This is a genomic window from Nibrella viscosa, assembly GCF_039541875.1.
Lineage (GTDB): Bacteria > Bacteroidota > Bacteroidia > Cytophagales > Spirosomataceae > Nibrella > Nibrella viscosa.
In genome coordinates this window covers 132250-157476 of sequence record NZ_BAABHB010000008.1, presented here as the reverse complement: position 1 = coordinate 157476, position 25227 = coordinate 132250, and the positions used below count along the sequence as shown (strand labels likewise).

Annotated in this window: 24 protein-coding genes; 15 read left to right on the top strand and 9 right to left on the bottom strand. The window is 50.8% G+C overall.

Features of this window, described 5'->3' with window-relative positions:
• Positions 1–62: 62 nt before the first annotated feature.
• Positions 63–1547: a TonB-dependent receptor gene (locus ABD931_RS18975; protein WP_345269469.1), complete on the bottom strand. Its 1485-nt coding sequence runs from the start codon at positions 1545–1547 to the stop codon at positions 63–65.
• Between the two features lie 53 nt (positions 1548–1600).
• Here ABD931_RS18975 and ABD931_RS18970 point away from each other — a divergent pair, with 53 nt between their 5' ends.
• On the top strand, positions 1601–2020 hold the full coding sequence (locus tag ABD931_RS18970; RefSeq protein ID WP_345269468.1) for a gamma-glutamylcyclotransferase family protein: 420 nt from the start codon (positions 1601–1603) through the stop codon (positions 2018–2020).
• A 53-nt stretch (positions 2021–2073) separates the two neighbouring features.
• Here ABD931_RS18970 and ABD931_RS18965 read toward each other — a convergent pair whose 3' ends face one another.
• Positions 2074–3534: a S41 family peptidase gene (locus ABD931_RS18965; RefSeq protein WP_345269467.1), complete on the bottom strand. Its 1461-nt coding sequence runs from the start codon at positions 3532–3534 to the stop codon at positions 2074–2076.
• 192 nt (positions 3535–3726) lie between these two features.
• Here ABD931_RS18965 and ABD931_RS18960 point away from each other — a divergent pair, with 192 nt between their 5' ends.
• The 3 genes from ABD931_RS18960 to ABD931_RS18950 all read left to right on the top strand — a co-directional run bounded on the left by ABD931_RS18960 (position 3727) and on the right by ABD931_RS18950 (position 6687).
• Positions 3727–4752 carry a WD40/YVTN/BNR-like repeat-containing protein gene (locus ABD931_RS18960; RefSeq protein WP_345269466.1) on the top strand — a complete coding sequence of 342 codons (1026 nt, stop codon included), beginning with the start codon at positions 3727–3729 and terminating at the stop codon, positions 4750–4752.
• 59 nt (positions 4753–4811) lie between these two features.
• Entirely contained in the window at positions 4812–5918 is a 1107-nt protein-coding gene (locus ABD931_RS18955) for a hypothetical protein (RefSeq protein ID WP_345269465.1), read from the top strand.
• 166 nt (positions 5919–6084) lie between these two features.
• Positions 6085–6687 (top strand): class I SAM-dependent methyltransferase, encoded by a 603-nt coding sequence (locus ABD931_RS18950; RefSeq protein ID WP_345269464.1) that lies wholly within the window; start codon positions 6085–6087, stop codon positions 6685–6687.
• A 79-nt stretch (positions 6688–6766) separates the two neighbouring features.
• On the opposite strand, the gene rocD is transcribed toward ABD931_RS18950, so the two are convergent.
• Positions 6767–8014, bottom strand: a complete 1248-nt coding sequence (gene rocD, locus ABD931_RS18945) for an ornithine--oxo-acid transaminase (protein WP_345269463.1) — start codon at positions 8012–8014, stop codon at positions 6767–6769.
• Positions 8015–8135: 121 nt separating this feature from the next.
• Between rocD and ABD931_RS18940 the strand changes: the two genes are divergently transcribed.
• Positions 8136–8309 (top strand): C1orf53 family protein, encoded by a 174-nt coding sequence (locus ABD931_RS18940; RefSeq protein WP_345269462.1) that lies wholly within the window; start codon positions 8136–8138, stop codon positions 8307–8309.
• Between the two features lie 60 nt (positions 8310–8369).
• Entirely contained in the window at positions 8370–8609 is a 240-nt protein-coding gene (gene rpmB, locus ABD931_RS18935) for a 50S ribosomal protein L28 (RefSeq protein WP_345269461.1), read from the top strand.
• 117 nt (positions 8610–8726) lie between these two features.
• Here rpmB and ABD931_RS18930 read toward each other — a convergent pair whose 3' ends face one another.
• Positions 8727–9986, bottom strand: coding sequence for an aspartyl protease family protein (locus ABD931_RS18930; protein WP_345269460.1), 1260 nt, complete (start codon positions 9984–9986; stop codon positions 8727–8729).
• Positions 9987–10228: 242 nt separating this feature from the next.
• Between ABD931_RS18930 and tpiA the strand changes: the two genes are divergently transcribed.
• From tpiA to ABD931_RS18905, 5 genes are all read left to right on the top strand, one after another.
• Positions 10229–10993, top strand: coding sequence for a triose-phosphate isomerase (gene tpiA, locus ABD931_RS18925; protein WP_345269459.1), 765 nt, complete (start codon positions 10229–10231; stop codon positions 10991–10993).
• Positions 10994–11151: 158 nt separating this feature from the next.
• Positions 11152–12168, top strand: coding sequence for a hypothetical protein (locus tag ABD931_RS18920; RefSeq protein ID WP_345269458.1), 1017 nt, complete (start codon positions 11152–11154; stop codon positions 12166–12168).
• A gap of 9 nt (positions 12169–12177) precedes the next feature.
• Positions 12178–12693, top strand: a complete 516-nt coding sequence (locus tag ABD931_RS18915) for a hypothetical protein (protein ID WP_345269456.1) — start codon at positions 12178–12180, stop codon at positions 12691–12693.
• Positions 12694–12719: 26 nt separating this feature from the next.
• Complete coding sequence (locus tag ABD931_RS18910; protein ID WP_345269455.1) at positions 12720–14309, top strand: sensor histidine kinase; 1590 nt, start codon at positions 12720–12722, stop codon at positions 14307–14309.
• 55 nt (positions 14310–14364) lie between these two features.
• A complete protein-coding gene (locus ABD931_RS18905) occupies positions 14365–14868 on the top strand; it encodes a cupin domain-containing protein (RefSeq protein ID WP_345269454.1) in 504 nt (167 codons plus the stop codon).
• Positions 14869–14945: 77 nt separating this feature from the next.
• On the opposite strand, the gene ABD931_RS18900 is transcribed toward ABD931_RS18905, so the two are convergent.
• Genes ABD931_RS18900 through ABD931_RS18890 form a run of 3 tightly spaced genes read right to left on the bottom strand, consistent with a single transcriptional unit; the run spans position 14946 to position 17241 of the window.
• Positions 14946–16004, bottom strand: coding sequence for a hypothetical protein (locus ABD931_RS18900; RefSeq protein WP_345269452.1), 1059 nt, complete (start codon positions 16002–16004; stop codon positions 14946–14948).
• Positions 15988–16608, bottom strand: a complete 621-nt coding sequence (locus ABD931_RS18895; RefSeq protein ID WP_345269451.1) for a hypothetical protein — start codon at positions 16606–16608, stop codon at positions 15988–15990. Before ABD931_RS18895 ends, ABD931_RS18900 begins: the two co-directional genes overlap by 17 nt.
• A gap of 57 nt (positions 16609–16665) precedes the next feature.
• Positions 16666–17241, bottom strand: coding sequence for an RNA polymerase sigma factor (locus tag ABD931_RS18890; RefSeq protein WP_345269450.1), 576 nt, complete (start codon positions 17239–17241; stop codon positions 16666–16668).
• A 231-nt stretch (positions 17242–17472) separates the two neighbouring features.
• Between ABD931_RS18890 and ABD931_RS18885 the strand changes: the two genes are divergently transcribed.
• The 3 genes from ABD931_RS18885 to ABD931_RS18875 all read left to right on the top strand — a co-directional run bounded on the left by ABD931_RS18885 (position 17473) and on the right by ABD931_RS18875 (position 21884).
• On the top strand, positions 17473–19743 hold the full coding sequence (locus ABD931_RS18885; protein WP_345269449.1) for an ATP-dependent helicase: 2271 nt from the start codon (positions 17473–17475) through the stop codon (positions 19741–19743).
• A 124-nt stretch (positions 19744–19867) separates the two neighbouring features.
• A complete protein-coding gene (gene ybeY / locus ABD931_RS18880; protein WP_345269448.1) occupies positions 19868–20287 on the top strand; it encodes an rRNA maturation RNase YbeY in 420 nt (139 codons plus the stop codon).
• 100 nt (positions 20288–20387) lie between these two features.
• Positions 20388–21884: a DUF4301 family protein gene (locus tag ABD931_RS18875; RefSeq protein ID WP_345269447.1), complete on the top strand. Its 1497-nt coding sequence runs from the start codon at positions 20388–20390 to the stop codon at positions 21882–21884.
• 3 nt (positions 21885–21887) lie between these two features.
• Here ABD931_RS18875 and ABD931_RS18870 read toward each other — a convergent pair whose 3' ends face one another.
• Together ABD931_RS18870 and ABD931_RS18865 are read right to left on the bottom strand one after the other, a co-directional pair.
• Entirely contained in the window at positions 21888–22376 is a 489-nt protein-coding gene (locus ABD931_RS18870; protein WP_345269446.1) for an RrF2 family transcriptional regulator, read from the bottom strand.
• 209 nt (positions 22377–22585) lie between these two features.
• Positions 22586–23635, bottom strand: coding sequence for an alginate O-acetyltransferase AlgX-related protein (locus ABD931_RS18865; protein ID WP_345269444.1), 1050 nt, complete (start codon positions 23633–23635; stop codon positions 22586–22588).
• Positions 23636–24033: 398 nt separating this feature from the next.
• On the opposite strand from ABD931_RS18865, the gene ABD931_RS18860 reads away from it, so the two are divergent.
• On the top strand, positions 24034–25191 hold the full coding sequence (locus tag ABD931_RS18860) for a hypothetical protein (protein ID WP_345269443.1): 1158 nt from the start codon (positions 24034–24036) through the stop codon (positions 25189–25191).
• Positions 25192–25227: the final 36 nt, after the last annotated feature.

Genomic DNA, 25227 nt, shown 5'->3' with positions numbered 1-25227 from the left:
GCAGACATGTTCAGGTGTAGCAACAAAAAGCCTCATTCTTTATGGAACGAGGCTTTTTGTTGCTACACCTGAGGTTCGCTGGTGGCCACATGCTCGGCCTCGACCTGCTTGCGTACCTGCTCGCCAATGGGTGTATACTGCACGTCGCAGGGATACCCAAACAGGCAGTTATCTTTGATTTGCCGGACAACACTTTCGGGCACCATTCGCTCCCAACCGTCTTCGCCCCGCTGTATCATCTCCAGCACCTGATCGGTTTCAATATGCAGGTTCTGCTCGTTGTAATCGCGGATGTCTTCAATCTTATCGTTCTGCACAAGGTATTGGTACAGCGGCTCCAGATTGGGAGCCAGATGAAAATCCTGACAGGTGTATATCTGGCCTTCTTTTAAGGTGGGATAGACAAACAACTTTACCTTACGGCTAAACAGCGTCGCAAACGACTCCAGAATACCCCCTGGCAGAAATTCGTAATGGCTCTCTTCAAAGATATATTCCAGGTTCGGAATGCCCAGGATCAGGCCGATCTTCAGACGAGTGAGCCTCGACAGATACGCCACCAGCCGGTAGTATTCGTGGTAGTTGGAAATCATTACCGTTTGCCCCAGCGAACACAGGATATCCACCCGGTCCAGAAAATCCTTTTCATCAATCCCCTGCTCATTAGCCTTCAGGTTGTGCAGCGTCAGTTCCGAAACCGAAACTACCCGTTCGCAGTCAACGTCCGGTTCGGCTTCAAACTGCTTCAGGCCGTTCTCGAACATATCGACGTGAACATTGGTAACCGGGCGCAGCCGGCCGCGCAACAGCAGAATATGCTTTTTATAGAGTGCTTCCGACGGTTGCAACACCCGCCCGTCGGGACCGAACAGGGCCGCATCCGTAAACCCATTCTTCACCAGGTGAAGGCTCATCAGCCGGTTGTCTACGCCGGCAAAGTCCGGACCGTCGAACCGAATCATATCGATCTGAATGCGTTCCGGCGTCAGGTCATCCATCAGAGACAACACCAGCGTTTCGGGCGATTTATAGTAGTAGAAGCAGCCGTAAATCAGGTTAGTGCCGATGATACCGAGCGCCTGCTGCTGGAGAATATTCTCGTTGTCGAGCATCCGAACATGAATAATCACGTCGTTGTAAGCCGCTTGCGGGGTAAGCTGAAACCGCAGCCCCAGCCAGCCATGCCCTTCATTGGTTTTCTGATAGTTTAAGGCGACAACCGTATTGGCAAAAGCAAAGAATGTGGTATCGGCCCCACGCTTCTCGGCCAGTCGTTTTTCGAGCAGACTGTATTCTTTGTTGAGCATTTTCAACAGCCTGGACTCTACGACATACCGGCCGCTTTCTTCCGGACCATAGATGGCGTCGCTAAAAGTCATATCGTAGGCCGACATTGTTTTGGCGACAGTCCCGGAAGATCCCCCCGCCTTGAAAAACACCGCAGCCGTTTCCTGACCGGCGCCAATCTCGGCAAAAGAGCCGTAGATTTTCCGGTCCAGGTTTATCCGCAGGGCCTTCTGTTTTGTTCCTATATTTTTCTCGTACATGTCGTCCGGTGTTTGTCGATGCTTAATTTAATGCTTTCAAAGTTATAAAAACAGTGTCTGACCCTAAAGAATCATCGGTTACCGATTTGTTATTCGTATACGGTACGCTGATGCAGCAGGCCCGTAATCCCGTTGCCGAACAGCTTCACCGCCAGAGTACATACCTCGGCCAGGGTCGGCTGCCGGGTCGGCTCTATCGCGTCGGCTGGTTTCCGGGTGCCGTCTTTGACCCTACCGGCACCGACCAGATCCTGGGCGAAATCTACCGGATGCACGCGCCGGCTGAGCTGCTGCGGATCCTCGACGCTTACGAAGACACGGCTGATAGCGGCTCTGGTGCCGGGCTATTCGTGCGGAAACTACTGCCGGTTATAGGCATTAGACAAACGCTGCCCTGCTGGGTTTATTTGTATAACGAATCTACCGAAACGTTGCCACAAATCAGGCCGGGCGATTTTAGCCCATACCTATAAACGCCAGAAAGCAACCCAATGGGTTGCTTTCTGGCCTAGTTAATGCAAAAAACTTATTGATTTACCCGTAGCGCAGGGGCCTCGAAAAACATATTACTACCGCCGGCTTTCTGTTCAATAGACGACGAGATGATGGTTGTCGACTCTTGCGGAGGGGCCGGGCGACGTGCCGTACGACCACCCGTTATCTGGTAAATGGCCTCATTAAGCATTACTTCGCTGATGTCACCAAATTGCTTCCAGTCCTGCGTCAGCAACTCATCGATTTTCACCGCCGGAATAAAACCAGCCGTATAATCCGACTGTCCCAGGGAATTGAACGACTTTGACACAATCGGCTGCATTCCCCACTTAATCTTCTTGGTATCATCGCTGATGGTAATAGAACCTACGTTCTTGCCCGTAGTGGTTGCCCCAATCGTAGTTACAGTCATGTAGGGGCGAAGGCCGTTAATCACCAGCTCACTGGCCGAAGCCGTCCGCCGGGTTGTGAGCACATACACCCGATTCAGATTACCGCCGATGTTGTTGGCTTTCGTTTTAAAGTAATCGTAGAAGAACGATTTGCCGTACTGTTTCTCCAGTTCGGGCGTCAACGTACTGTTCCACTCCTTGCGGGCAAATACTTTAGACTGGTCAACGCCCCGGCCGATCAGACTGGCCAGGTTGGTGGCCGATGATACGTAACCGCCCGGATTGTAGCGGAAGTCGATAACGAGTTCATTGACACCTTTCGCCTTGAACTTGCCGAAAATAGCGTCTAACTGGTTGTCGTAGGTAGGTACACTGCTGCCGTTGGGGCCGGGTACAAACTGGTTGTAAACAAAATACCCAATGGTTTTACCAGCAATGGTATACACGGTATCCATCAGAATGGGGTTCTGCTGTAATACCACCGGAGTCACGGTCTTGGTCTCGTCTGTGGTCACAATCTTACCATCCTGTAGTTTGGCAAAGCCGTAGGTAAACGTCGACCCATCACCGGCCAGAAGCTGTGAGTAGTTAGCCGTAACCAGCTTCTGCCCGTTCACTTTGTAAAAGATGTCTCCGCGCTTAATGCCTGCCAGGGCAGCCGGCGAGCCGGGATGCGTGTACAATACCTTTCCGTAAATATCATCTGTTCCGGCGGGGCGGTACAGTTGATACTCCATACCGGTCGTTTTCGACTCCCCGCTCAGCGACGCTTTCAGTTCGTCGGCGCTTTCCTGAATCCAGGAGAACCGGTCGCCATCGGGCCGGACCGTGGCGTCATAGCTGTAGAGTAAGGATTTGAAGAAATCAGCCGGCTTTTGGGTATTATTCGGATTCGCCGGAAGTTTATCGTTCCAGTAATAATAGATTTTCAGGTTATCAATGATCCACTTATTTACCTCCTGATCAGAAGTACTGGTGGTCGATGTAGTTGTGGATGATTGCGGGGTGATTGAATCAATCTCCTTTTTACAGGAGGTCATCAGAAACGATCCGGCCGCCAGCAGTAGCAGGGCGGAACGCCAGTCACGACGTTGATGCATATAGCTTCGTTTTTCTTGCTTAGTTAGGTATTCATTAAACGGTTTCAAGGGCCGATAAGTGCTTAAAAACCAATTAAAATTTGGTCATGAACGAGATTTAAAACTTTGTATAACCAGTTGTCTCACCGCAATTGTTTTAAGAATTTCTGTATGATTGTGCCCGGAAGTAAATGCTTGTCCAGACAAAGTGCCATGCCCCATAACTATTCGCTGCTTTTGCTCTTTCTCATGTTCGGCTGGCCGGCACACGCCCAATGGCAGCTACAACAGCCCGGTACCGGTGCCAGTTTCCGATCAGTAAGTACTCCCCGTGCCAATATTATGTGGGCTGGTGGTTCGCAGGGTACCATTTTGCGCACGACAGACGGCGGGGCTACCTGGCAGGTGCGCAACGTACCCGGTGCCGATTCGCTCGATTTTCGGGGCATCGTGGCTTTCAGTGCCAACCGGGCTTTTGTTACCAGCGCCGGCCCCGCCGAACGCGGTCAGGCCCGTATTTACGAAACCCTGGACGGCGGCAAGACCTGGCAACTCCGGTTTCAGACACAGACCGCCGGGGTCTTCTTCGACGGCATTGCCTTCTGGGATCGCCGGCACGGTATCGTGTTCAGCGATCCGGTCGATGGTAAATGGTTTATCCTGTTGACCAATGATGGTGGCCGGACCTGGCAGCGTGTGCCGCCGGAGGCCCTGCCGCCCATGCAGCCCGGCGAAGCAGCCTTTGCAGCCAGTAATTCATCAATGGTGGTCGAAGGTAGTCAGAACGTCTGGATTGGCTCCGGGGGTGCTACGGCCGGTCGGATATTCCGGTCGCGGGACCGGGGCAAAAGCTGGACGGTTAGCGAAACACCCATGAAAGCAGGACCATCGTCGGGTATTTTTGGCCTGCGGTTCTGGGACAGCCGGAACGGAATGGCCGCCGGCGGTGATTATCGGCAGGAAATAGAGCCGGTGCAGAACGTGATTGTTACTGCCGATGGCGGGCAGACCTGGCAGGCGACTACCCCAGCGGTTCCACAGGGGTTGAAAGAAGCTGTAGGCCGGCTGGCCGACGGGCGGCTGGTTGTTGTCGGCCCGTCGGGTACAAGTGTGTCAGCCGATAATGGGAAAAGCTGGACACAGGCGGAGGGTGAAGGGTTTCACGCCCTATCGTGCGTAAGAAATGCCTGTTGGGCGGTGGGCGCTCATGGAAAAATTGCCCGGCAGACGTTCCGTTGAACAATCCGGAGCGGTGGGTAGTCGTTTTAGAACCGTATTCGTACCACCCAGCATTGTTTATGAATTCGTATACGGTATGTGTTGCTGCTGGCTTGCTTACCTTGTCAGCCTTTGCGCCGGCTCCGGTGCTCCAAACTCCCCCCACCAATGGGGCCTTTGTCTGTAATTACACCGGTATCCGCGGTCCACTGGCGACATGTGATTACCTCCGCTACTCGTCTAACGGCCATGCCGAAAAGGTAGTGGAACGCATTCTGAAGCCGATCGGGCTGATGCGGAACTTCAAAATTATTGAGTGCCCCAATACCCAGAACTGCTTTGCCACCGTGGTCAGCGGGCAGCGATATATTATCTACGACGGTGCGTTTATGCAGCGGATTGAGACCGTCACCGAAACCGACTGGTCGGCGATCAGCATCATGGCGCACGAGATTGGCCATCATTTGCAGGGGCACACTATCGACGGCCGGGGTGGGCAGCCGCAAAAAGAGCTTGAAGCCGATAAGTTCTCCGGTTTTGTGCTGCATCAGTTAGGGGCTTCGCTGGAGGAATCCCTGGTAGCCATCAAAGCGCTGGGTAACGAGCAGCCTACCTCTACTCACCCGGCCAAATTATCGCGGGTCGAATACATCCGCAAGGGCTGGATGGAGGCCGAAGAAATGTATCCCCGCACCAGAACGGCCGGTCGGCCGGCCCCAACAACCATCGCATCCAGCAAACCAGCTCCGGCCGCTCCTACTACCGTTGAAAACAAACCCGCCCGCGTTTCGGCCAATCGCGTCGGTTGCCTGGCCGGTGATTGTGTCGACGGCAAAGGCATCTTTATGTATCCCACCCGCGAGCGTTACGAAGGAGAGTTTGACGAGGGTGATAAGCACGGGTCGGGGACTGAATATTATGCCGACGGCAAGATAAAATACAAGGGAAGCTTTAAAGATGATATTCGCGCCGGCAACGGTATTTACTATTACCGCAACGGCGATCGCTACGCCGGTCAATTCACGAGTAACACGCCCAACGGCCGGGGCACTTATTACTTCTCAGACGGCGACCGGTTTGTTGGGTATTTCCGCAATGGTCGTCGGCACGGCCCTGGTATACTTTACAATGCAGATGGGACCGAGGAAGAACGAGGCTTCTATGAAAATGATGGTAAGGTGCGTTAAGTCGTTCTCCGGAAAGGGTAAACGCCTAAAAAATTGATAGCAATACTATCTTTAATGAGAGTTTAACTATATTTTGTACATCCGGCTTTTGTTTTAAATTCTTAAGGAATTATTATTGTACAGTTTATCATCCGTCTTTTTCCTTATAGAATTAATGGAAGCACTTGTGCAAGAAACAACCTGGGACAGAGTTGTATCGTTTATCCAGCGTAAAATTTTCAGGAGCTACAAAGCTCGTCTGGATCATCAATACAAACATGGTGGCTGGGAGTGGCTAGGGCGTCTGGATGAGTTAGCTCATCATCAGATTCTGGCCGGGTACTTCAACTACCTGAAAAGAGGAGGTACGATTCTGGACCTCGGTAGCGGAGAAGGTGTCCTGAACGATAGCATTCAGAAACAGAACTATTCGCGTTATGTGGGCGTAGACCTTTCCGGCGAGGCTGCCCGTATCGGTAACGAAAAGCGGGGAGACGAAAAAACAACCTTTTACCAGGGCAATATGGATACGTATGTGCCTGAGGGTACCTTCGACGTAATCTGTATCAACGAAGCGCTATATTTCTCCGGCGATGCGGTCAAGCTGCTCAATCGACTGCAGGCCTATCTGGCACCGGACGGCTTCTTCATGATTTCCTTACTTTCGCCAAAGGGTGACGCTATCTGGAGCAATTTATACCCGTACTATGAGTTTCTTGATGAAAATAAGGTAACCAACATCCGGAATGTAACCTGGACCTGCCGGATATTGAAACCGCGCAGCCGGTAAACAGGATAAACGGAACGGTCGGTTCTCAGAAGCGGTTAAAACGCGTACTGGGAGCCGACCGTTTCTGTGTTTTAAGCCGTCAAAAAGCCAGTGCTGTTTTCTCAATGATGTCGCAGGCTTCGTGCATCTGCTCTTCGGTAATGACGAGCGGGGGGGCAAAGCGGATTTTATCACCGTGGGTAGGCTTGGTCAGCAGGCCATTATCGCGCAGCCGCATGCAAAGCTCCAGAGCCGTACCTTCGCCGTATTCAGGACGCTCCTGGATAACTACAGCATTGAGCAGCCCTTTGCCCCGAACCAGTTTCACCAGGTCGGTCTTCTCGCGCAGCGCGTTCATACGGGCGCGGAAAATCTCACCCATAGTCGCCGAATTATCGGCCAGCTTTTCGTTTTCAACTACCTCTAAAGCTGCCACTGTTACCGCGCAGGCCAGTGGGTTACCGCCAAAGGTAGAGCCATGTTCGCCGGGTTTGATCGTCAGCATCACCTCATCATCGGCCAGTACCGCCGATACCGGCATGGTACCGCCCGACAAGGCCTTGCCCAATACCAGCAAATCAGGTTTTACGTCTTCATAATCGCAAGCCAGCCGTTTGCCGGTCCGGCCGATACCGGTCTGAATTTCGTCGGCTATCAACAGGATATTGTATTTGGTACAGAGCGCCCGAACTCCGCGCAGGTAGCCTTCATCCGGCACCACAACGCCTGCTTCTCCCTGAATGGGTTCTACCATATAGCCGGCTATATTCGGGTCATTCCGGAAGGTCTCTTCCAGGGCATTCAGATCATTGTAAGGCACCAGCACGTAGCCGGGCAGCAGCGGACCAAAGTCGCGGGTACTGCTGGGGTCGGTCGACGAAGAAATAGCCGCCAGGGTACGGCCCCAGAAGTTGCCGGTGGCGTATACGGTTTTGGCCTGATCCTGCGGAATACCTTTGACCAGATAGGCCCACTTGCGGGTCAGCTTCAGGGCGGTTTCGCCGGCTTCGGCCCCGGAGTTCATCATCAGGGTTTTGTCGTAGCCGAAATAGTTGCAGAGGTACTTGACGCACACGCCGGTCTGATCGTTAAAAAAGGCGCGGGAGGTCAGCGTCAGCCGCTGCGCCTGCTCCATCATAGTATTGATGATATGCGGGTGGCAGTGTCCCTGACTGACAGCGCTGTAGGCCGACAAGAAGTCAAAATACCGGCGGTTATCGACATCCCAGACAAAGACGCCCTGCCCGCGGGAGAGCACCACCGGCAGGGGTTTATAATTGTGGGCACCATATTTCCATTCCAGCCCGATGGCCCGTTCGGTGGCAGATGAGTGTAGTGTGGACTCCATGCTATTGTGTTAATTTACTGGCAGTTAGGCGACTGTCATAAATAGTTCGTTTAAATATAACCATTTGTATCAACAGCCGGTTACCCACCAAAGCTACCAATTTTGCTCTATACTGCCAACTATGAAGAGTCACGCACGCAGGAAACCGAAAGTGCCTGGATTAGATGAAGAAGACTATTACTACGATGAGCGCAATTTTCTGGTTTTTACGGCGTCCTACCACCTGAAACGAGGGTACTGCTGTAAAAACGGATGTCGTCATTGCCCCTACGGCTACAAAAAAAGAGAGCTATAGTTTGCAGGTTACCAAATAATTGCGCAAATTTGCACCCTCAAAAGGAAAACGAGTACGGTCATGGCCAGAGTTTGTCAAATAACGGGAAAGCGAACGCAGGTTGGAAACAACGTTTCTCACGCCAATAATAAAACCAAGCGGAAATTCTACCCTAACCTTCAGAAGAAGCGTTTCTTCCTGGAGTCGGAAGGCGAGTGGGTTACGCTGCGCGTGTCAACGTCGGCAATCAAGACCATCAACAAGAAAGGTCTTGAAGCTACCCTCCGTGACGCACACAAAAAAGGTACGCTTTCTATCTAAAAACGCTACGGCTGCGCGGCATCTAGGCCCGGTCCCACGTTTTTTAACAAGGCATTTAAAGTACCCAAAAAGCCTCTTCTTGCGGAAGAGGCTTTTTTAGTTGGGGTAATCGGCGAATCAGATCAGCCGTTTCAGCGCAAACTGGGCAATTACGATTTGTCCGCTACGGCGCACCAGCAAGGTAATTTCTTTGCCTTCGCCTTTTTGTAATAATTTATAGATATCGCTGATGGTCATCTCACCGGCCGGATTGTTGTTGATGAACATCAGCTCATCGCCTTCGCGCAACCCAGCCATATCAGCCGGGGAGCCGTCAATGATTTTATCAATGTAATAGTTGCGGAAGCGCTCACCCTTAGCTTTCAGCTCCAGCCCGCTCATGTCATGCTCAAACGATTCTTTCATGAGCCGTCGGACGGGTTTCAGCACAATGTACCGCTCCTGATAATTAAACGTGACCCGGAACCGGCGCAGCAATTCGCAGCCGACATTACCCTGCCGCTCAGGGGCATTCACCAGCTTCATGCCAAACGAAATGCTATCGGGAAATGAAGCCAGAATGTTCTTTAACTCATAACGCCCCAGCTTTATTTTTTCAATACGGCCCATGCTGCCGTTAATAACCCCGTTGAGGCCACGGCCTAACTGAGCCCGAATTACTTTTTCGGGCAAAGGTAAGGCTTCGGGGTCGCGGGTGCGGTCGAGCAGCAGCGCGTGGCCGGCGCCCGTATCCAGTACCACCCGCAGGGGCATGGTCCGGTCACCGTCGACAACAGCCATAACGTCGAGATACGGTTTGGTGTCCTGAATGGTAATGGGGTAGCGGTCGCCTTTCGACTTGCGATATTTGTATTTACGCGGCTGCATCAGAATGATCTCCCTCGCAGTGAAGTCAATCGAAACCACAAAATTATCAAAGACCTCGTAGCCGAATATGCCGTGAACCGGTACGCCCACGTATTCCGACAGTTTCAGCACGTCATCGTCCAGCACTACAATATTCTGGTGAGCGGCCTGCATCCCGCCCATGCTGATGTGATTGTCGATTGCAACCGAAGCCGTGAGTTGGTTACCCTCACCGGCACCGGTTATCTTTACCTTGCGCGAAAATTTGAGCTTTTGGTTGCGTATGGCCGCCGGATCGGTGATGATGGTGGCACTGACGCCCGTATCCAGGATGAAGTAAAGTGTATCTGACGTATTAATTTTTACAGGAACCAGGATAAGATTGGAGTGAAGTTGAAACGGAATTCGGGTATAAGTGCGGTTTCCGGTCAGGTAAAACCCATAACGGTCTTTGTCCGGTACTTTGGGGTTGTTACCTGCTGCCGTAAGCCACACCCCCAACAAGCTCACCATCCAGCACAGGGTTTTCATAGAGCGAAGATTTATATACGAAATTTAAAACTTTTTGCTGACATAACACAATTTAATTCACTAAAGAGCCATAGCTGTCCTTATTTGATTAACCGGTACCAAACCAGTGAACCAAATCTGGAAAAGACACAAAAGCAATCCGCTAAAATTGGCTAATTTCGCCCGCAGTATTAAAACGCAAAAAGCATGTCGGTTTGTTCAACTAAACTGACCTAGAATTACTTACCCAAGCTTACTGACTTATGCGCAAGAAAATTGTAGCCGGCAACTGGAAGATGAACAAAACCCTCGACGAAGCCAAGGCCCTGGTATCGGAGGTAATTAATATGGTCAATGACGAGGTGACCGGCGATGTGCAGGTTGTACTGTGCCCCCCGGCCGTATACCTCACTACCGTCCGGCAGTATCTTTCCGGCAACGGTCGCGTATCGCTGGGTGCTCAGAACTGCCACGAAAAACCGTCGGGTGCCTATACCGGCGAAGTTTCGGCACCTATGCTGCAATCCATTGGCGTGCCATATGTGATTCTGGGCCATAGCGAACGGCGGCAGTATTTCCACGAAACCAACGCTCAACTGGCTGAAAAAATAAATCAGGCGCTGGCAAACGGGCTGACGCCTATCTTCTGCTGTGGCGAATCGCTGGAGCAACGGGAAGCTGGTATCCACCAGGATTTTGTGCGGCAGCAGCTTACCGAAAGCCTGTTTCATTTGTCACCGGAGCAGTTTGCCCATATCGTGATCGCCTACGAACCCATCTGGGCCATTGGCACGGGTCTGACGGCGAGCACAGCGCAAGCGCAGGAAATGCACGAGCTGCTGCGCCGGCACATTGCCGAAAAGTACGGGGAAGAGGCCGCCCAAAACACCTCGATCCTGTACGGTGGTAGCTGCAATGAGAAGAATGCACCGGAACTCTTTGCCTGTCCCGATGTTGATGGCGGGCTGATCGGCGGAGCCTCGCTGAAATCAAGGGAGTTCACTAACATTGTGAAAGCGAGACAATAAGCGGGGAGTATCCGGCAAATTTTTAAACGGACACGGCTGGATACCTTTGATATAATTGATAACTTGGGCAGCGCATTGTCGCTGCCCATTTTGTTTTTGCGCTGGCAAGTCAGGCTGCTCACCGCCTTATTGCCAGTTTATCTAACACCAGACCCCCTATGGAACTTGTACCAGATAAGCGGTTTCGTACGGCACTCCTGTTCCTGTTGCTCTCCGTAGCCTGTTCATCCCAGGCCCAGCGGACCCAAATCAGGGGCTTTTTTGATTTTGTTACAGCCTATCAGAATAACCGGGTCGACTTTACGCTCGGCGAGCAGACCCTCTTTATCACCTCTGAACTGAACGACCGGTTCTCTTTCCTGGGCGAAACGTCGTTCCGGGTGTCGCCCCAGTCCCCAACCGGTTTCAACGTGGCTATCGAGCGAATGGTGATTAAATACAATTATTACGGCAACCACAACATTCTGGTGGGCCGGCATCATCCCCCCGTTAACTACTGGAACGACATCTACCACCGGGGCCGGATTTTTTACCCGACCGTTGAGTGGCCGCTTTTGTTCGAAGCCGATATTATTCCGAAACGGGGTACCGGCATCAGCTTTCAGGGGCTAAACCTGGGTTCACTGCGCTTCGGCTATGATCTGATGATTACTAACGGCATCGGCTCCGGTGATTTTATCGACAACAACCGGTTCAAGGCCGTAACGGCATCGGTGCATATAAAACCGGTGCAGGATTTAAAAATAATGGCCTCCTACTACCATGATGTAATCTCGGCCGGAACGGTCATAAACGACCGGCCCATCCGGCAACAGGTTACGCAGGACCTGATTACGGGTTCTGCCGCTTATTTCGGAAAGAAGTTTGAGTTTGTAGTCGAAGGAACATCTGCCAACAACCAGACATCAGCCTCCGGTAACCGGAATACCCTGGCTTCGTACGTATACGCAGGCGTGCGGATCGGCCAGCGCTTTATACCCTACCTCCGGTATGATAACCTGCAGTACACGACCGGTGAGGCATTCTACGTGAAAAACAATACGACATCGTTTGCCGCCGGATTCCGTTACGAGATTAGCTACCTCACCGTAGTCAAGCTTGAATATCAAAACCAAAATTCTGAACTTTCCGGTATCTCAGATGGCTTGAAGGCACAGTTGGCTATCGGTTTCTAATATACATCGATGATGAAGAAGCATATGCGTCCTATAGCCTCCTTGGTAGGTCTGTTTTTGCTGCTGGTCGGTTCAGGCGCTCAGGCCCAGACGTTGCTGGCTGCCGTACCAACCGACTCTTCGGAGGGTGGCCTCCGGCTTTTGTATTATCAGGATGCCGGTCTTACCGTTATCGGTAATGTGAAAGGCGTGCCCGTCGAACTAAAAGAAAACCAGCTACGGGCTGTTCTGCGGGGCGAACGGCAGCGCTGGTCCGACGGCAGCAAAGTCATTATTGCCCTGATGAAAACGAACACCAACGTCGGCCTGGATACCGGTAAAAAAATCTTTAACATGACAGCGCATGAGCTGAATAAATACTGGCTGGCGCTGGTCTTCCAGGGCAAAGCCGATGCCCCTAACTTCTTCAATACAGAAACCGAACTGGAGTCCTTTGTGGCGCAAACGCAGGGTGCTATTGGCGTGCTTAGTCAACTCTCCGGAGCGGCTAAAACGGTGCTGGTCGACGGGAAACGGTCTTTATAGTGAGCGTTTTTAAGGCGGTTTTTCTTATGCGGACAACGGTAAAGACCAAGATCTGGATAACAGTGCTGACGGTGGTCCTGTTGTTTACCTCGTTTATTCTCCTGTACGTGCCATTGGTGCAGGGCCGCTACCTGCTCAACAACTTCAATAAGGAGGTTCAGAATTTCGCGAATACGGTAGCGCTGGGGGTCAGAATTGCCATGACCGAGCAAAATTTCGAGGGCGTACAGATGGCCATGGACTTTGTCAGAGACGACCCGCAGCTCCGGTACATCAGCCTGCTTCAGGTAGATACGGTCTGGAACAATCGGCATTCGGCCTATAGCCTGGCAAGAACCATTTTTAAAACCTATCCGGAAGGGGCCGCTGTCGATGTAGATGCCACGTCCAATGATTCTACCGTAGTGAAGCGGTCGGCCTTTGCGACCCCCATGATGAACGGCGAAATTCTGCTGGCGTTTGCCACCGACGAAATTGTCGAAGCGAAAAGGCAGATTCGGCTAACCTCCCTGTTTGTTAGTGCCCTGGTACTTGGCATTGGGGGCGCTATCGGATTTTGGCTGGCCAGAAACATCTCCATACCGGTACTAGCGCTGCGCAATGCTGCCTACAAAGTGGGCGAAGGAGACCTGAGCCAGCGGGTTGCTACACGAACCAACGACGAAATTGCCGAACTGGGCACGGCTTTCAACAAAATGGTTGGTGATCTGGCCGTTGCCCGGCAGGAGGTTGAGCAGCGCACCAGTGAGTTGCTCATCGAGAAGCAAAAGACCGAAGAGCTGCTGGTCGACCTTCAGCAAACACTGGTCGACCTGAAAGAAACGCAGGAGCAGTTAATTCGTCAGGAGAAGCTGGCCTCCATCGGCCAACTCACCAAAGGCATTGTCGATCGCATTCTGAACCCGCTCAATTACATCAACAACTTCTCCCAGATAGCTGTCGACTTGCTGTCGGAAGTAAAAGAGGTCATCGATCAGGAAAAATCACAGCTTACCAAAGACGCTTATACCGATGTTGCCGACCTGCTACAGCTAATCGAAGCCAACCTGACCAAAGTGGGTGAGCACGGCAGCAGTGCCTCCCGTATTGTAAAAGGCATGGAAAAGCTCCTGAAAGAGCGCTCCAGCGAGTTTATTCCGACCGATATAAATGCCCTGATCGAAAACAGCTTGAGCGTAGCACTTCAGGAAGCGCGGGCCGAATACAAAGGCTTCCATGTGAAAGTAATTACCGATTTTGATAATGCAGACCAACGGGTTAATATTCTGCCGTACGAAATGGAATCGGTGATTATAAACCTCGTCAGCAACGCGTTCTACTCCGTTTACGAAAAATCACAAAAAGTTAATCCATACGCGCCGGAGATCCAGATTAAAACCGAATTCGTAAACGGCAACCTTAACGTGAGGGTAAAAGATAACGGCAAGGGTATTTCGAATACCGAGGTCAAACAACTGTTTTCTCCGTTCTTCACAACCAAGCCTACGGCTAAAGGCACCGGCCTGGGGCTTTATCTAAGTCAGGACATTATCAAAGAACACAAAGGAGATATAACGGTTGATACACAGGAAGGCGAATACACCGAGTTCAGCATCTTACTGCCCCTTGATTCCTGATGAATGCGACAAACTCACCTTCTCTCCTTCTGCACCCAAAAATCTTTTGTCGCTTATGTTCACCGCAGCCGATTGGGTCACCCGACTAGCGTTGCAGCCCCACCCGGAGGGCGGCTACTTCACTGAGACCTACCGCTCCACCGAAACGATTGCGCAGACCGCCCTGCCGCCCCGCTTTGCCGGCGACCGCAGCGTTGGGACCGCCATTTACTTTCTGCTCGAAAGCCGACATTATTCGACGTTGCACCGGATACAGGCCGATGAGATCTGGCACTTTTATACCGGCGGACCGCTGGAAGTATTTGTTATCGATCCCGTGGGCAAGCTATCCGTAATCCGGCTGGGCAATAATCCCGATCAGGGCGAGGTATTTCAGGCGGTGGTGCCGGCCGGCTGCTGGTTCGGTGCCAAACCGGCAGCCGGCACCGAATACGCGCTGGTTGGCTGCACCGTAGCACCGGGTTTCGACTTTGCCGATTTTGAGTTAGGGCAACGGGAGATACTGCTTCGGGCGTATCCGCAACACCGCGCAGTTATTGAGATGCTGACGGAGGATTAAGTACCCCGGACCGGCTGGCCGGAGCCATGTAATTCCGGTTACAAACAGCCGGATTTTCAATCCGGGGTACAGGCGCTTTACCGCAGGCTAACATCACCAAATTTTGCCACTACGATCACTTTCGGACCGGTTCCCTGGCCAATCTGCCCGGCATACTGGCGGGTAGTGACGGGGCCACGGCGAGATTCGTCTTCGTTCGGCTGGGTTCTGAACTTAATTTTGCTGTCGTTGGCATAGCGGAAACCGCCGTGGGTAACGGTCACATCAAAATCATAGTTGACATCATCGGAGGCCGGTAGTACAACCGACGAGTAGTTGGCATTAATCTTCACATCATCGACGCTTTTTGGCAACTGTTCGATTTTGAAGCCCCCGGAGAAGTCGAGCTTAATGTTGCACGACTGCCTCACCGTACCAATTTTGGCACCCGAATAGTCAATATTTCCTTCAATCCGGCCAACTTCGCCAATTTTCAGCTTGCCAAATTTATTATCCAGCATGAGCACGTTTGCCTGATCAAGGTCAAGGGTGGAGTAGGCAATGATCAGTTTACCGTTCTCCAGCTTCCGTATATCAGCCTTACCATACGCTACGTTGATATCGTTCTGGCGGCCGGTCAGTTCGGTGGCGTAGAATGTACCGTACCGCTGGTGAACGGTGAGCGGTGCCCGGAATGCCTGAATATCGGTGTTGCCAAAGCGATTTTTCACATTGAGCGCATTGGATCTGGGCATTGTAATGTCGTAGTCGATCCGCACGGAGTTGCTTTCCTCCTGCCCGTCTTTACTGCGCCAGGTGCCCATGCGCCAGTTAGAAGCCGAGCCTTTGTTGATAATGGTGCGGAGCGAAATCTGATCGCCGTTACGCTTTTCTTCTATATCAACAGCGTCAAGATACTGCTGCACCATAGTTTCTGAGCTGGAGTTTGCCGTAATGGTAATCTGTACCCGGATTTCGTTCTTATCCCACAAGCCAACCTTTACCTGCCCGAACTGATTTTCGACCAGCAGGTTGTCTTTGGCGGTTACGTCGTACAGTTTAATAATCGTCTTTCGCTTTTCAACGAGGCCGGTCTGAGCCGCCAGCAACTGCATGGGTAGCAGGCAGACCAGCAGGACCTTACATAATGTTTTCATTGGATGGCTTCTCTTGATTTTTAATTCGTTGGATGACATTGAGTTGTTGATTCAACAAGTCAATTTGAAGTTGGAGGTTCTGAATCATGGCCTGGATCAAAACCTCCTGGTTGGGGTTCTTCGGCAAATCAGCTTTTAAATTCTTGTAGCTGTTTTCCAGCCGTTCGAGGTCGGTCGCAAATTGCTGGTACAAGGCCGGGTTACTTTCGGTTAGTTGCTTCAACTCAGCACGTTTGGCGTCGATAAGCCGGGTGTATTGAACAAAGTCACTGGCGTAAGCCGGATTAATTGCCACCACTTCAGGTTGTTTGGCAATACCATACTGGTGATTCAGGTACAGAAATCCGCTCGTCAGCATCAGCAGCGTTATGGCGGCTGCCACTCGCCAGTCGAACTGCCGGCTGCGGAACCCAGACCGGCCGTACAGCGGTCTGACTTTGCCGCCAGGGCCGGAACTCGCGCCGGCCAGACCAGCCGAAGCATCTGAAGTACCGGTTCCCTGTTCAAGTCCCTGTTCAATATCTTTCCACAAATCCAGTCGGGGCTCAAAGACATCGAAATCTTCCCGGTTATCCCGTATGAATCGTTCGAGTTTGTCTTTCATAATTCGTTACTTAGTTACTACGGTTTATGTAGCCTGTTGGTACAGGAGTGAAAAACGTTATTTTAAAATGTTGAGCAGCCGCCTTTTGGCTCTCAGATACTGCGACCGCGAGGTAGATTCGCTGATACCCAGCGTTTGCCCGATTTCCTCGTGGTCGTACCCTTCAAACAGGTAAAGCGTCAGCACGATTCGATAGCCTTCCGGTAAGGTTTGTACCGCCTGTCGGACCCGTTCAACCTCCATCTTAATTCCCTCCTCGTCGTAGGGTTCGTCGTCGGCAATGTCGTAGCCGTCGTCTTCGCCCAGGCGGTAGTCGTCTATGTCAACCATCTGCAGGTTAGATGAACGACCCCAGCGGCTGCGGAGGTGATTGATAGACCGGTTGACAACAATCTGTTTCAGCCACGCTCCGAAGGTCGACTGCTGGCGAAACGAGCCAATGTTGTTGAAGGCATCCAGAAAAGCCTCCTGCAACACATCTTCGGCTTCGCCGGCATGGTTCAGAATACGCATACAGACGTTGTACATAGCCTTTGCATATTGTCGATACAACTCATACTGAGCCTTCCGATCGCCAAGTTTGCAACGCTCAACCAGGTCGGTGTGTCTATCTATGTAAAGTTTAGCTTCCAAAAGGTACGTACCGCGACGCGTCGCTATTTAGGTCATTTTTCAGGGTAAAGACAAAGTACGCAAACAAACGTTGCACCTTGGTTAAAAATTTTATGACCGGCAAACAATTTTTTCATCTGTAACCGGCTCGTTTCCAAACGCATTACCATAGCCTCTCCGTACCCGAGGGAATTCCCTGCCGGCAAATTTTTTGCTACCTTTGGTTGTTATCTGATAAGGAGCGACTAGTTGATGATAGATTACTTATCGAGTTTGAATGAACCCCAGCGGTTGGCCGTGATGCATGGAGACGGCCCGCTGATGATTATAGCGGGAGCTGGCTCGGGCAAGACCCGCGTGCTGACGTACCGTATTGCGTATTTGATAGAGAATGGCGTTGACCCTTACCGGATTCTTTCCCTGACGTTTACCAACAAAGCGGCCGGCGAAATGCGCCACCGCATCGAGCGGGTCATTGGCACCGAAGCCCGGAACATCTGGATGGGTACCTTTCACTCGGTGTTCGCCAAGATTCTCCGGATCGAGGCCAAAGCCATCGGGTACACCAGCAATTTTTCTATTTATGACACCGACGATTCCAAGTCGCTGATCCGGAGCATTGTTCGGGAGATGGGGCTGGATGATAAGGTATACCGGGCAAACAACGTCTTTTCCCGCATATCGGGAGCCAAAAACCGGCTGATCGGTCCGGACGACTACCTGAACAACCCCATTATACAGGCCGACGATGCGGCAGCCCGAATGCCGGAAGTTGGGCGTATCTACAAGCAGTACAGCCTGCGGTGCTTCCAGGCCAACGCCATGGATTTCGACGACCTGCTGTTCAATACCAACGTGCTGTTCCGCGATCACCTGGATATTCTGCACAAGTACCAGCATAAATTTCAGCACGTGCTGGTGGATGAGTTTCAGGACACCAACGTATCGCAGTACCTCATCACGCGCAAGCTGGCGGCCGTTCATCAGAACATCTGCATCGTGGGCGACGATGCGCAGAGTATCTATGCCTTCCGGGGAGCCAATATCGAAAACATCCTGAACTTTCAGCGGGACTACGGCAAGGAGAACGTAAAGGTTATTAAGCTGGAGCAGAATTACCGCTCCACCAAAACCATTGTGCAGGCGGCTAATTCGATTATTTCCCGCAACCGCAGCCAGTTGGAAAAGCACGTCTTCACAGATAATGAAGAAGGACCGCTGATTGATATTATCAAGGCATCGTCGGATAACGAAGAGGGCCGGCTTATTGCAACCTCCCTGTTTGAGATCAAAATGCAGGAGGGGCTGAAAAACACGGACTTCGCCATTCTGTACCGGACCAATGCCCAGTCGCGGGCTTTTGAAGAAGCCCTGCGGAAGCTGAGCATCAAATACCGGATTATTGGCGGTACGTCGTTTTACCAGCGCAAGGAAATCAAAGACCTGCTGGCTTATCTGCGGTTTACGGTAAATCAGAGCGACGAAGAGGCTTTCAAGCGCATTATCAACCTGCCCAAGCGCGGCATCGGCGATACAACCGTAGCGAAGATTGCGGTGCTGGCCGCCGAGAAACAGGTGCCCGTCTGGGAGATTGTCGCTAATGTCACCAAACACGTGGCTGGCCGGGCCGGGATTGCCATCGAGGGATTTGCTGACCTCATTAAGAGCTTTAAGCTGTTGCTCGAAAAGAAAGATGCCTACGATGTGGCCTCTCATATTGCCAAAGCCTCCGGTATTCTGAAGGAACTGTACGAAGACAAGACGGTAGAAGGACTGGCCCGCTACGAGAACGTGCAGGAATTGCTGAATGCCATCAAGGAGTTTGTGGATAATCCGGAAAACGACGACAAAAGCCTGAGTTCCTTCCTGCAATCCGTCTCGCTGCTGACCACCGCCGACGAAGACGATAAAGACGGCGACAACGATAAGGTAACGTTAATGACCATCCACGCGGCTAAGGGCCTGGAATTCCGGAACGTGTTCATTGTGGGTATGGAAGAAGACCTGTTCCCCAGCCAGATGATGCTCGAAAGCCGCGCCGATCTGGAAGAAGAGCGCCGGCTATTCTACGTCGCCATCACCCGCGCTGAGAAGCGGCTGACCATGTCGTACGCCGAAACCCGTTACCATTACGGTCGTCTGAAAGTCTGCGAACCCAGCCGCTTCCTGATGGAGGTAGACCAGCGTTATCTGAAAATGGCCCGCATGCGCATGACCGATACCTCTACCCAGGAGCGGGATGTACCGTCCGGCGGCTCCATGAGCTTCGTTCGCTCCCTCGCTCAAAAAACAGCTAAGTCGCAAAGCCCGCAGCCGGCGGTAGCTCACACGCCATCCGCCGATTTTGCCCCGAGTGATACATCGGGGCTTGCCGCTGGTATGCGCGTAGAGCACATGAAGTTCGGCTTCGGCACCGTAAAGCTGGTGGACCAGAACGGCACCGACCGCAAAGCCGTGATCCAGTTTGAAACTGCTGGTGAAAAGACACTGCTGTTGAGCTTTGCGAAATTGAGGATTGTTTGATGGAACGCGTGAATAGAACGCAGATGACGCGGATTGGGCTGATTTACGCGAATCTTTTTTAAATTTAATCTGCGTGTATCCGCCCAATCCGCGTCATCCGCGTTCTATTAGTTCCGCCATCAAAATGATCAGATTCTTCAACGAAGATACCCCCTACAAACTCCCCCAAAAGCAGGCTGTCCGGCAGTGGCTCAAAAACCAGGCCGGGCAGGAAGGCTTCGCGGTGGGCGAGTTAAATTATATTTTCTGCTCCGACGAGTACGTGCTCCAAATCAATAAAGATTACCTCGACCATGATTATTACACCGACATTATCACGTTTGACCAGAGTGAGGCAGCGGATAAAATAGAAGGGGATATTTACATCAGCGTCGACCGGGTAGCCGACAACGCCCGACAACTGAATGTCTCCGCCGAGCAGGAAATGCACCGGGTACTGGCCCACGGCCTGCTGCACCTCTGCGGTTACGGTGATAAAACCAACGAAGAAGCCGCTGCCATGCGCCGGAAAGAAGACGAATGGCTGACCGCCTGGAACAGCTAAAGGCACTTGTTAAGATTTTAAGAACCGTCTTGCGTTAATTGGTTGAAAATCCGTATTTGCCGTTCATTCGAACGGCTTTTTTATTTTACCCAGTTCACTCATGTTTACCGAACAAGATCAGGATCAGATATTGGCGCAGGGCGCTTCGCTCAATCAGATTGATGAGCAAATCCAACATTTTGTCAATGGCTTTCCATACCTGCACGTCATTAAAGCAGCCACCGTCGGCGATGGCCTCATTCGTGTGCCGGAAGCCCAGTTAACCAGCTACACCCGCCGATACGACGAGGTCTCCGGCGATTACTCGCTGATGAAGTTTGTACCAGCTTCCGGAGCCGCCACCCGCATGTTTAAATCGCTGTTTGCCGCGCTGGAAGGAAAATCCGACAAAGCCACCGACGAGTTTTTTGCCCGGCTACCAGACTTTGCTTTTTATGAAGACCTAAAGGCTGTGTTAGCTGAAAAAGGTCTCGATATCGAGAGTGCCGACCGGCAGGCGGTGCTGAAAGCCTTGCTAACCGAAGAAGGCCTGGATTACGGCAGTTTGCCCAAAGGCCTGTTAAAATTTCATAAGTATCCTGATGGGCCACGCACCCCGGTAGAAGAGCATCTGGTTGAAGGCGCGGCTTACGCGAACGCCAACGGCCTGGTGCGTATCCACTTCACGGTATCCCCCGAACACGCCGAGCGGTTCGACAAACTGATTGCCGACACAAAAGGCGATTATGAAGCCTGGCTGGCGGTAGCTTTCGATATTGGCTTTTCGGAGCAGAAGAAAGCGACCGATACCATCTCGGTCAATATGGATAATACGCCTTTCCGCAATCAGGACGGTACATTACTGTTTAGACCGGCTGGCCACGGTGCCCTGATCGAGAACCTCAACGACATCGAAGCCGACCTGGTATTTATCAAGAACATTGATAACGTGGTACCCGACGAGTTGAAAGAAACCACCATTACCTACAAAAAGGTTTTGGGAACTGTATTGCTCGATACGCAGCAGCAACTGTTCCGGTTCCAGGAACTACTCGCAGGTGAAGACGTCAGCGAAGGCTACCTGGCTGAAGTGAATGAGTTCCTGCGGCAGCAACTCAGCGTTTTGCCCCCGGAACAGTTCGACCAGTGGTCGAAGGCGGAGAAGCTGGATTATTATCGTCGGAAGCTCGACCGGCCCATTCGCGTGTGTGGTATGGTGCAGAATGTAGGCGAGCCGGGTGGCGGCCCCTTCTGGGCGCAGAACAGTGACGGTTCCGTATCGCTCCAGATTGTTGAGTCGGCGCAGATTGACATGAGCAATGCTCAACAGAAATCGACATTTGAGACGGCTACGCACTTCAACCCCGTGGATCTGGTATGCGGCCTGAGAAACCGGCATGGCGAGAAGTACAATCTGCCGGCTTACCGCGACCCGCAGACCGGCTTTATCACCCAAAAGTCGAAAGATGGGAAAGACTTAAAAGCCCAGGAGTTGCCCGGGCTTTGGAACGGCGCAATGGCCGACTGGAATACCATTTTTGTAGAGGTGCCGCTTATTACGTTTAATCCGGTAAAGACGGTCAACGACCTGCTCCGGAAAGAACACCAACCCGCCTAGGTATTATGCAGACAGCAGGCCGGCATCCTCGTCGGCTTGCTGCTTCTCGCCGATAGGTATTTCTTTAGTCACCAGTGTCGACGGGTTGACGAACGTGAGCAGGGTTGTGTTTTCGTACACGCCCAGGTTGGCATCCCGTACCCGCTCCATAATGGGTTTGAGCATGCAGGTAATTTCGTCTTCGCAGTCGTCGCAGCGAACATAGAAATTCAGGGAAACACAAGGCGTAGGCGCAATAGGGCCGTCGATCACCCGCAGGACCTGCGCCAGGTTAACCCGCCCCGGATCGACCCGTAACAGATAGCCCCCGCCCTTACCTTTCTGGCTCTGAAGGATTCCGTGGTTCCGAAGCTCCAGCAGAATAGCCTCCAGAAACTTCTTTGGAATGTGTTCCTTGGCCGAGATGTAAGAGATTAATACAGGACCTTTGCCGTATTCTTCGGTAAGGACTTTGAGCGCTTTGATAGCGTACTTCGCTTTCTTGGAAATCATTGTTACGGTGTATAAACTTATCGAATGGCGGGTAGTTGTTCCTGGTGATAAATTCAATGAGGCAAGTTAGGAACGTTCTCTGTATCAGGCAACTTTTTAAACAGATTTTAACCTATAGACCGAAGCATCTAAATTTTATTCCATTGTTAATTTGAAAGATACACAATATCCCATCATATCCGTATGGTAAGATCCATTGTATGTACATACTAGTACGTCACGGGTTTTATCGGTATTGGTGCGTTTATGTACTTTTGCAAAGAGTCGGTTAGCACCTGAGCCGCCAGGGTATTACCGGCTATATTCCAGTGAGAATCATAGGGCTTGTATAAGGTCTGGTGGAGAGCTGCCTGCCGGAACGGTTCGAGCAAATCGATGTACGCAATACCGGCATTTGTCAGCTGTTCGTGCAACCATCTATTGCCAAAAGTCAAATCATGAGGAAGTTCTTTCTGATCAGAAAAATACATAGTGCGAATTTCCTCCTGTAAGCCCCGACTCACCTGGGCCTCGTCTGGTAGCAGGACCACTACCAGTTTAGCGTTGTTCTCCTGGCACCAGTCTCTGATGTTGACCAGGGCGGCAAATGACTGTGCGGCATACTTCGAAAAATCGTTCTTATGGACGTATCCACTAAAAAAATCTACCCGGTTTCGTTCTATTTCCAGGTAATCCTTCTTTTTAAAGCTGGCACAGGTATCACAGTACATATCTGGGGAGCCGGGTCCACTGCTTATCTTTCCCTGCATGGAATACAGGTAATTTAGTAACGTTATCGTATAGCTGTAGGTGTATCGCCGACGAACGGGAATCTCAAAATCATTCCCGATAAAGAACGAGACCAGGACTAGGTTAGGATTAAGCAACATTCCTTCCTTGGTTAAAACGCTATAATAGTTCTCCGGATTTATACTGGGGATTCCCATATTGTACACCTCAACTCCCGGTAATTTCTGCTCCAGTTGGGTCAGGTAGTTATAAGCATACGGTACAACGCCAAACGCAAAAGAATCTCCCAGTCCCACAATGCGGAATTTGTCCTGATTGACCGAGAATTCTGTATCATTATACCCATGAACGTTCAATCTGTGCCTGAAGTACATTTCATGGGGCTTGCCCCGATACCGGTTATAGGAGGTATCATAAAAAATAGGGCTTGGATAGAAAAAATTATATACCCTCAGGCCTATTTCACAAATTAATACCGTTACGATTGCCAGAATACCATACGAAATAGCTATTTTCAGGATATTACGCATATGATAAAGTAATCAGGTTTACTATTAGGTTGTATTTCGTTTTCAATACCGGCCTTTTCAACACAGCGGAAGCAATGCTGTGCTTTTTCTGTGTCTTTGCCACGGTAATCTGCGAAGCACCAGCTCCGATAAGACATCTTTTGCATAGTACCTGAGGCTATGTTAGCGCCAATTTACTATTTCCATTTAATATAACCAGTACGCCAGAAGCAAGCGAAGGGTGCCCCACAACTTTATTGGTGATGACCCACTTTCAGGCAAAACTGCTTCTGTTAATAGGGGTCGGCTGAATTTTCCAATCTTTTTTGTTTTGTCTCCGGAGTTACATAAGTTTACGAGGCTTTATATCTAAAGCCCTATACGTCAGGCGTCTGCATTCAGTACTACGATAACCACCTATGAATGACTGGAACGATGTTCTTATCATCAGCTATACGAAATTTACCAATCAGATTAACCGGTTTAGTCAATCATACCAATGGCACGTCAAGACGTGGTTATTAAGTTTACTAATACTCATTTTTCTGACTGCTCCGTTTTTTAATTTTCATTATATTTTTGATCGGAACCTAAATTGGGAAACTATTGAGTTTCAAAGCAGGAATTTTCTTCAGCGGCCTATAGCCTTTGGAAACTCTCATATTGAAAAGATGGTCTTTCGATTGGCGGTTCCGCTGCTGGCCAAACTTTTTGCGCTCAACCGGTATGGCATTTATCTGGGTCAGCTCATATGCTGTGGATTCTTTTTATGGCTAATGATTGGCGTTACGTATAAGTTGGTAAATAGTCGTGTAAACACCATTCTGTTTGTGATTGCGTCTCTGCCTTGTTACTTTGTTTTCACCGGACCTTATGATGTTTTTGGACGCCCGGATGCTTATCCTCTCCTCTGCCTGTTAATCGCGCTTTACTTTAAAAATCCGCTGATTATTCTTATTGCTACGTTTGCTGCCGCCTGGTGTGATGAACGGGCCATTATAAACGCCACCTGGCTTTATCTCTTCTGGTCGGTTTATGGCAACAAGACAAACTCGAATACTCCATTTTTATTTACTCCGCTCAATCGGTACTCTGCCGGAGTACTTTTTGGGGGCGTATTTTATCTTATAGGTCGTTTTACGCTAGCGTATTTTTTTAATTTTCCGACGCTGACGTCAAATATAGGTAGTGACGCGTTGCAGGCGAATCTGAAATACGGAGCTTTATCCATCTTTTCAACATTTGGGGCTTTGTGGCTATTGGCGGTTGCCACCACTCTGCTTCTGTTGTACCGGCACCAGTATCAGGTTTTACTACTTTACACTATTTGTTTATTTTTCAGCGTTTTAACATCAATACTCGTTTATGATATAGACAGAAGTATGGCCTATAGTTTTCCGCTTCTGTTTTTTTGCCTGTTAATATTAAAAGAAGCTACTCAGGAAAGCTCGTTACAGCTGTTGTTGTGTTTGATCATGCTAATAAACCTAATCAAGCCTGTTACAGTATGGGATAGTCATTTTCATTATATACCAAACCTATTGCTCAGGTGTGTTGAACAATGGGGGCATGCGTAAAAACAGCTTCAGACTCTACCGTCGTGAAGCTGTTTT